This is a genomic window from Blastomonas sp. (assembly GCF_041747255.1).
Classification (GTDB): Bacteria; Pseudomonadota; Alphaproteobacteria; order Sphingomonadales; family Sphingomonadaceae; genus Blastomonas.
In genome coordinates this window covers 1-6040 of sequence record NZ_JBGTFM010000481.1, presented here as the reverse complement: position 1 = coordinate 6040, position 6040 = coordinate 1, and the positions used below count along the sequence as shown (strand labels likewise).

The window sequence follows — 6040 nt, the reverse complement described above, 5'->3', positions numbered from 1 at the left end:
ATGCTGCCGTTCGTGTTCGAAGATGGCTTTGGCTACGAGCGCTATGTCGAATACATGCTCGACGTGCCGATGTATTTCGTGTTCCGCGATGGCCGCTACATTGATGCGGCGGGCCAGAGCTTCCGCGACTTCATGAACGGCACGCTGCCTGCGCTGCCCGGCGAACTGCCGACGATGAGCGACTGGACAGACCACCTCTCCACCGCCTTCCCTGAAGTGCGGCTGAAAAGTTTCCTCGAAATGCGCGGCGCTGATGGCGGGCCGTGGAGCAAGATCTGCGCCCTGCCCGCGCTGTGGGTCGGTCTGCTCTATGATCAGGGCGCGCTCGATGCGGCATGGGACCTTGTCAAGCACTGGACCATCGAAGAACGCCAGACTCTGCGCGACAGCGTGCCAAAGCTCGGGCTCAACGCGCCCATCGCAGGCGGCAAGACGCTGATCGACATTGCCGGTGAGGCGCTGAGCATCGCATCGTCCGGTCTTGCGTCGCGCGCGCGGCTCAACACCAGCGGCGACAATGAAACCGGGTTTCTTGAGCCGCTGCGCGATGTCGTCGCCAAGCGTCGGACGCCAGCCGAAGACCTGCTGGCGCTTTATCATGGGCCATGGAGCGGGGACATCTCGCGCATCTATAACGAGATGCAATTCTGAAGGCAGGCTGACCTACTTGCCGCTTTCCCGCTTCAGATATGCAATCACATCGGCGCGGCGCTGTGCGTCTGACAGGCGAAAGCCCATCTTGGCGCCTTTCACATAGGCTTGCGGGTTGGTGAGCCAGGCATCGAGCCTCGCCGCATCCCAGGCAAATTTCGCCTTTTTCAGCCCGGTCGAATAGGCAAAGCCGGGCGCGCTGCCCGCCTTGCGACCAAACACGCCGCGATGCGCCGGGCCGACCCGGTTGCTGTCGAGCGAATGGCAGCCGATGCAGTTCGATTCATAAATCGCTGCGCCGCGGGTGGCATCTCCGGAGGGCATTTTCACCTCCGTCGCACGCGCAGCCGTCATCACAATCGCGCTGGTGCCAAGGGCAATGATCGCAACCAGCACAAACGCCGTTGTCAGCCAGGCATTCCTTGATCGCATCATTGCGCAGTGCTCCGTTCCCGGTCGGGACGGGCCGCATAGCAGTCCGCCCCGATACGGAAAAGTCGTTTTAAATCAACCGAAAATAAGCGGTGCGGCGGGCGGTGATTCACCCAGAACAAAGCTGAGTGTTGCCCAGTGTGTCGCCTCGTCAGCTGCCAGCCGCGCCGATATCTGCCTGAGGTCATTGTTGCTGAACGATGGAATGACCCCGATGTAAGCATTGGCCGCGCCCTTCTCCAGCCTCTGCGCCAGTTTCAGCACATCGGTCTGGGTCTTGACGGTTGCAGCGACATTAAGTTCCTTCGCATATTCTGCATCGGTTTTCGCCATGACCGGCTTGCCGCCCATGTCGGTGATCGCCTTGATCAGCGCGTCGCGATGGCCCTTGTGGTGCCCCTGAAAGAGCACGGCAGCATCCAGCACCGGCTTTGCCAGCAGGCCGCTGCCTGCGCCGATCGAATATGCCGCGATCGCTTCGTGCTCGAGCCCGAGCGCGACATTGAGGATGTCGACATCGCCCTTGCTGGCGCTTTTCTTCTTGCCCTGCGCAAAGGCGCTGGTGCTGACACCGCCAAGCACACCGATGGCGGCGGCGGACAACATCGTGCCCCCAACCGTGCCGAGCATTGAACGACGCGATGCGATAATCTGGTCCATAAAGATTCTCCCTGCTGAATTGAGACAACGCGGGCGACCAGATTGTTTTGTTTCCGCAACATCGGCTTTTACGCGCGCATCGCGTCAGGCATTTGAGCACTATCACAGCAGCCATGCGCTCCGGCGCTGGCGGAGCACGGCTCGTCGCGAAATGATTCGCAACACGCCCGCGCGGCTATTCTGCTGGCTGAGGCAGTGAGTCGGCAGGTGGATGCTTGCCGGTCATGCGGCCGACCAGCCGGGGGACTGGCCCGTGGCGATCCATCCACGCGGCATAGGCGACATAATCGGGGTCGGCCATCAGATGCTTTTCCTCGGTCTTCGCGCGCCAGTAATAGACGCCTGACACCGCCGCCAGCAGCACGAAATTGCGCGCGCCATCTGCCCATGACCCGCTGGTGACCAGAAACGGCATGGTCGCAAACCACCAGTAGAGGTTCTTCGACAGATAGGCCGGATGTTTGGTCCAGCGATACGGCCCATGCGTCAGGATGCCGCGATGCGTCAGGTTGGAAAAGCGGATGCCAAAGGCGACCGTCGCCCAGGCGTAAACAGCGGTCAACACCACCAGCCACGCACCCCACACGATCAGCAGCGGCATATTGCCCGCAAACCAGTGCGCCCAGTCGGCGGTGTTGATGTGATAGTTGAGCGGGCCATTGTCGCCCATCAGGATGAACGGCGGATAGCAGATCAACGCCGCAACCCAGCCCGACATATAGGGATTGGCAGTGCGGATATGCGCATCGAGCGGCTTTAGCGTCAGAACATAGCCGACAGTCGCAAACTGCACATCGACCAGAAACATGGCGATGATCAGCCAGTGGACGATCCATACCGGGTTGGTGATCACCTCGGCGATGTTGAGGTTGACGATGTCGGCATAGCCGCCCGGCACGATGGACAGCATGAAGGCGAGGAAAAAGCCCTTCACCGCCCAAGCGCGCAAGTGGTGCTGGATCTGAATCCAGTCCCAGCCCGGCTGGCCCGAGATCATCGCGCCAAGGTGCCAGGCACCGTCATGCGGGTCCTTCAGATAGCGGTCCAGCCAGATGACATAGGGGATAGACAGGAAAAACAGGAACGGCGCGGCATAAATGAACACGGTCATCGAAAACTGGTAGTTGCCGGTCCAGTACCAACGCGCGACCGCATAAATCGCGGCGATCCCGCCCCAGGTCATCCACAGCCCGGTGAGCTTGATCAGGCTGGCGTCGAGAACATCCTTGGTGGCGCGCGGCTGTGCCCAGTCGATACCGGTGCTGTCGCGGCGATGCACCTTGTCGACCAGCAGCGACCACAGCACCATCGGCAGCCCGGTCGCCACGCAGCAGGCGAGCGCCGCATTCGGCCCGCTGAACTGATAGTGGCGCGCGATGACGACCCATACGACCAACCCGGCGAGCCCGGCAAGGCCCGTTCCATGGCTGACCGCGCTGGGCGGACATGCATCAATCGGTGGCGTCCTTGTCGACATCTTGCGACACCCTTAACCCCGATTGGTAAGAAATCGATGAAGGAAGTGCAGCGCGGCGTTGTTTTGCGCCTAACGACGCCGGGTCGCGCCCGGCATATGACCGATGTCGTTGAGCGCCGCACGCACATGCGGCGCGGCCGGGTCAGACAGATCCATCTCGAGCAGCGCCGTGATGCGCGCCTGCATTTCGGCAAAGGCCTGCTCAAACGCAGCACGCTGGCCAGCACCCTCCACCGCTGCCGGATCGGCAATGCCCCAGTGCGCCTTGACCGCGCGACCGGGGAAGATCGGGCAAACCTCGCCTGCTGCATTGTCGCACACGGTGATCACGATATCGATCGGCGGCGCACCGGCGGCGGCGAAGACATCCCAGCTTTTTGAGCTGAATTCGCCGGTGATGGCGTGGTCAGCGAGCACCGCCAGCGCCATGGGGTGCGGCGCGCCCTTGGGAAAGCTGCCTGCGGAATACGTCGTCAGCCGCCCTTCCCCCAGATGGTTGGCCAGCGCCTCGGCGAGGATCGAGCGCGCCGAATTGCCGGTGCACAAAAACAGGATGCTGGTCATGGCTTACACCACCGGGCAGCAGGTGGTTTCCGGGGCGCTGAGCGCGCCCTTGGCGACCGGGCCGGGGTCGCCATAGACCGTTGCTTCGCCATCGGTGAAGAACGCTTCCCACACGATGCCATTCGGGTCTTTCACCCAACTCTTTTCAGACTTTGCATAGCAGCAGGTGGTCTTGCCTTCTTCCAGCACCGGCTGATCGGCATTGGCAAGGTTGGTGTAGACATCGGCCAGTTCCTGCGGCGTTTCGGCCTGGATGCCAAGATGCTCAATGCCCGCCGCACCGCCGCACCCGACCAGCGAGATCGCGAAGTTGATGCGCGGATCATCGAGCTGCCATTTGGCGTAATCGGTCTTGGTGACGGTCGGCGCTGCGCCGAACATCGCTGAATAAAAGGCAATCGATCCGGCCAGATCGTCGGTCTTGGCGTGTACGTGTATCCGTTTCATCTTACGTCTCCTGCTTGGATCAGCAGCCGCCACTGCGGCAGCAATTTTCGGTGAGAAAGGCAATGAGATCTCCCATCGCTGCATAGTCCGCCGAATAGATCAGCGAGCGGCTTTCGCGCCGCTGGATGATCAGCCCGGCGGCCATCAACTGGCTCAAGTGAAACGACAGCGACGAGCGTGGCACTGCCAGCCGGTCGGCCAGATCACCTGCCGAGACGCCGTCCGGCCCCGCCTCCACCAGCAGCCGGAACGCCGCCAGCCGGTGTTCCTGCGCCAGTGCCGCAAGCGCGCCCAGCACCGCCGGACTGCGCAGGTCATCCAGCGGGGAAGCGGGCACGCCTTTTACCGACCCGGTCGTGATCATTTCCATAGTTCAATAATTATAGAAATGATGACGACCTGTCAAGCGCATGTGTCGTTAAACCGATATGAACCATTTTGCCTGAAAACCGTCGCGATGCTTCTCCGCCCGGCCATCCCCCGTCCTTTGATCCTCGCGCTCGTGCTGGCAGGCACGGCGGTGACCCCGGCGCTCGGACAAGGCGCATCGCTGCAATGCGTGCCCTATGCCCGCGATATCAGCGGCATCCAGATTTACGGTGACGCGCACAGCTGGTGGCATCAGGCGGCAGGCCGCTACGAGCGCGGCAACCGTCCCACACCCGGCGCGGTCATGGCGTTCAAGCCCCACCGTTCGATGCAGCTCGGCCATGTCGCATCGGTCAGTACGGTGCTTGATTCGCGGCGCGTGCTGCTCGATCACGCCAACTGGTCACCGGTCAACGGACGCAAGGGGCAGATCGAACGCAACGTGCTGGCAGTGGATGTATCACCCGGCAATGACTGGAGCGAGGTGCGCGTATGGTATGCACCAATTGGCGACCTTGGCACGACGCATTATCCGATACATGGCTTCATTTATCCGGCCGGAAAGGCACCGCAAAACGCGCCGCAGCCCCGTATCCAGCTGGCGAGCGCATCATCGCAAACGATTGCAATCCAGCCCAGCAAGGCTGACCGCAAAGCGCAGCGCCGGGCGGAAAAGGCGCTCAGGAAGCAGCAGAAGTTGTTTGCCCGGCAGCAAAAGCGGCTGGCGAAGCAACGCCAGCAATCCGCGCATGCCGCGCCTGCGCCGCTGAAAATTCAGCCGCTGCCGCCTGCCGACCCGATTGACGAGTTGATCGGCAAGTTCGGGGGCTAAAGCCGATCAGCCTGCGCTGGCAACCGGCGGGTTGTCACCAAGGTCCTTATACCAGGCCTCAACCACCCCGCTCAGCTTCAGCGTCAGCGGCTGGCCCTTGCGGTCCATCGTTTTGCCCGCCTGCACGCGGATCCAGCCTTCGGAAATGCAATATTCCTCGACATTGTTTTTCTCGACACCCTTGAAGCGGATGCCGATGCCGCGTTCGAGCAGGGCACTGTCAAAATAGTCGCTGCGCGGGTTGATCGCGAGCCGGTCAGGCGGCACGTCATTTGCGGACGTCGCATCATCTGCGTCTGCTGGCAGGTCTTCAGGGGTAGCGGAGGGGTTGTCAGTCATGGGCGATCCGTTGGTTGGGTGGGCTGCCGTTGCTTTGCTGTCGGCGGCCTTACTGGCAGCTAACGCACATCGCAATAGACCTGCCGAATGATGCCCAAATCCAGCAGCTCAAGAAACAGCCGCTCCGCTGCCTGAGGGCTGGGCAAGGCAACCACCGCGCCCTGCTCATCAACCGCGCCGCTCGCCGCGACCAGCCGCATGATCGCCGACGGATCAGTGGTCAGCACCCGGCCCCGACGCGCCGTCGAGGCGGCATTGACGCCCACCAC

General features: G+C 62.1%; 9 protein-coding genes and 1 pseudogene. 2 read left to right on the top strand and 8 right to left on the bottom strand.

Annotated features, from left to right (window positions below; translation table 11 throughout):
- On the top strand, positions 1 to 651 hold a 651-nt coding region (locus ACEW8G_RS15970), incomplete at its 5' end, for a glutamate--cysteine ligase (RefSeq protein WP_373489385.1).
- Positions 652 to 663: 12 nt separating this feature from the next.
- On the opposite strand, the gene ACEW8G_RS15965 is transcribed toward ACEW8G_RS15970, so the two are convergent.
- The 6 genes from ACEW8G_RS15965 to ACEW8G_RS15940 form a co-directional block, all read right to left on the bottom strand.
- Positions 664 to 1086, bottom strand: coding sequence for a cytochrome c family protein (locus ACEW8G_RS15965; RefSeq protein WP_373489384.1), 423 nt, complete (start codon positions 1084 to 1086; stop codon positions 664 to 666).
- Between the two features lie 72 nt (positions 1087 to 1158).
- Positions 1159 to 1743, bottom strand: coding sequence for a ferritin-like domain-containing protein (locus ACEW8G_RS15960; protein ID WP_373489383.1), 585 nt, complete (start codon positions 1741 to 1743; stop codon positions 1159 to 1161).
- A 175-nt stretch (positions 1744 to 1918) separates the two neighbouring features.
- Positions 1919 to 3220, bottom strand: coding sequence for an isoprenylcysteine carboxylmethyltransferase family protein (locus ACEW8G_RS15955; RefSeq protein ID WP_373489382.1), 1302 nt, complete (start codon positions 3218 to 3220; stop codon positions 1919 to 1921).
- A gap of 69 nt (positions 3221 to 3289) precedes the next feature.
- Positions 3290 to 3784: an arsenate reductase ArsC gene (locus tag ACEW8G_RS15950; RefSeq protein WP_373489381.1), complete on the bottom strand. Its 495-nt coding sequence runs from the start codon at positions 3782 to 3784 to the stop codon at positions 3290 to 3292.
- A 3-nt stretch (positions 3785 to 3787) separates the two neighbouring features.
- Positions 3788 to 4231 carry a VOC family protein gene (locus ACEW8G_RS15945; RefSeq protein ID WP_373489380.1) on the bottom strand — a complete coding sequence of 148 codons (444 nt, stop codon included), beginning with the start codon at positions 4229 to 4231 and terminating at the stop codon, positions 3788 to 3790.
- A gap of 19 nt (positions 4232 to 4250) precedes the next feature.
- Complete coding sequence (locus ACEW8G_RS15940; RefSeq protein ID WP_373489379.1) at positions 4251 to 4595, bottom strand: ArsR/SmtB family transcription factor; 345 nt, start codon at positions 4593 to 4595, stop codon at positions 4251 to 4253.
- Between the two features lie 93 nt (positions 4596 to 4688).
- Here ACEW8G_RS15940 and ACEW8G_RS15935 point away from each other — a divergent pair, with 93 nt between their 5' ends.
- Positions 4689 to 5432, top strand: coding sequence for a CHAP domain-containing protein (locus ACEW8G_RS15935; protein WP_373489378.1), 744 nt, complete (start codon positions 4689 to 4691; stop codon positions 5430 to 5432).
- Between the two features lie 6 nt (positions 5433 to 5438).
- On the opposite strand, the gene ACEW8G_RS15930 is transcribed toward ACEW8G_RS15935, so the two are convergent.
- Positions 5439 to 5771 carry a DUF3297 family protein gene (locus ACEW8G_RS15930; protein ID WP_373489377.1) on the bottom strand — a complete coding sequence of 111 codons (333 nt, stop codon included), beginning with the start codon at positions 5769 to 5771 and terminating at the stop codon, positions 5439 to 5441.
- 59 nt (positions 5772 to 5830) lie between these two features.
- A pseudogene (locus ACEW8G_RS15925) lies at positions 5831 to 6040 on the bottom strand (serine protease); the annotation flags it as partial.

What these genes read in the sequence shown, in the direction of transcription:
- ACEW8G_RS15965 (WP_373489384.1), bottom strand. Translation starts at nt 1,086, where the DNA reads ATGATGCGATCAAGGAATGCCTGGCTGACAACGGCGTTTGTGCTGGTT.
- ACEW8G_RS15960 (WP_373489383.1), bottom strand. Translation starts at nt 1,743, where the DNA reads ATGGACCAGATTATCGCATCGCGTCGTTCAATGCTCGGCACGGTTGGG.
- ACEW8G_RS15955 (WP_373489382.1), bottom strand. Translation starts at nt 3,220, where the DNA reads ATGTCGACAAGGACGCCACCGATTGATGCATGTCCGCCCAGCGCGGTC.
- ACEW8G_RS15950 (WP_373489381.1), bottom strand. Translation starts at nt 3,784, where the DNA reads ATGACCAGCATCCTGTTTTTGTGCACCGGCAATTCGGCGCGCTCGATC.
- ACEW8G_RS15945 (WP_373489380.1), bottom strand. Translation starts at nt 4,231, where the DNA reads ATGAAACGGATACACGTACACGCCAAGACCGACGATCTGGCCGGATCG.
- ACEW8G_RS15940 (WP_373489379.1), bottom strand. Translation starts at nt 4,595, where the DNA reads ATGATCACGACCGGGTCGGTAAAAGGCGTGCCCGCTTCCCCGCTGGAT.
- ACEW8G_RS15935 (WP_373489378.1), top strand. Translation starts at nt 4,689, where the DNA reads ATGCTTCTCCGCCCGGCCATCCCCCGTCCTTTGATCCTCGCGCTCGTG.
- ACEW8G_RS15930 (WP_373489377.1), bottom strand. Translation starts at nt 5,771, where the DNA reads ATGACTGACAACCCCTCCGCTACCCCTGAAGACCTGCCAGCAGACGCA.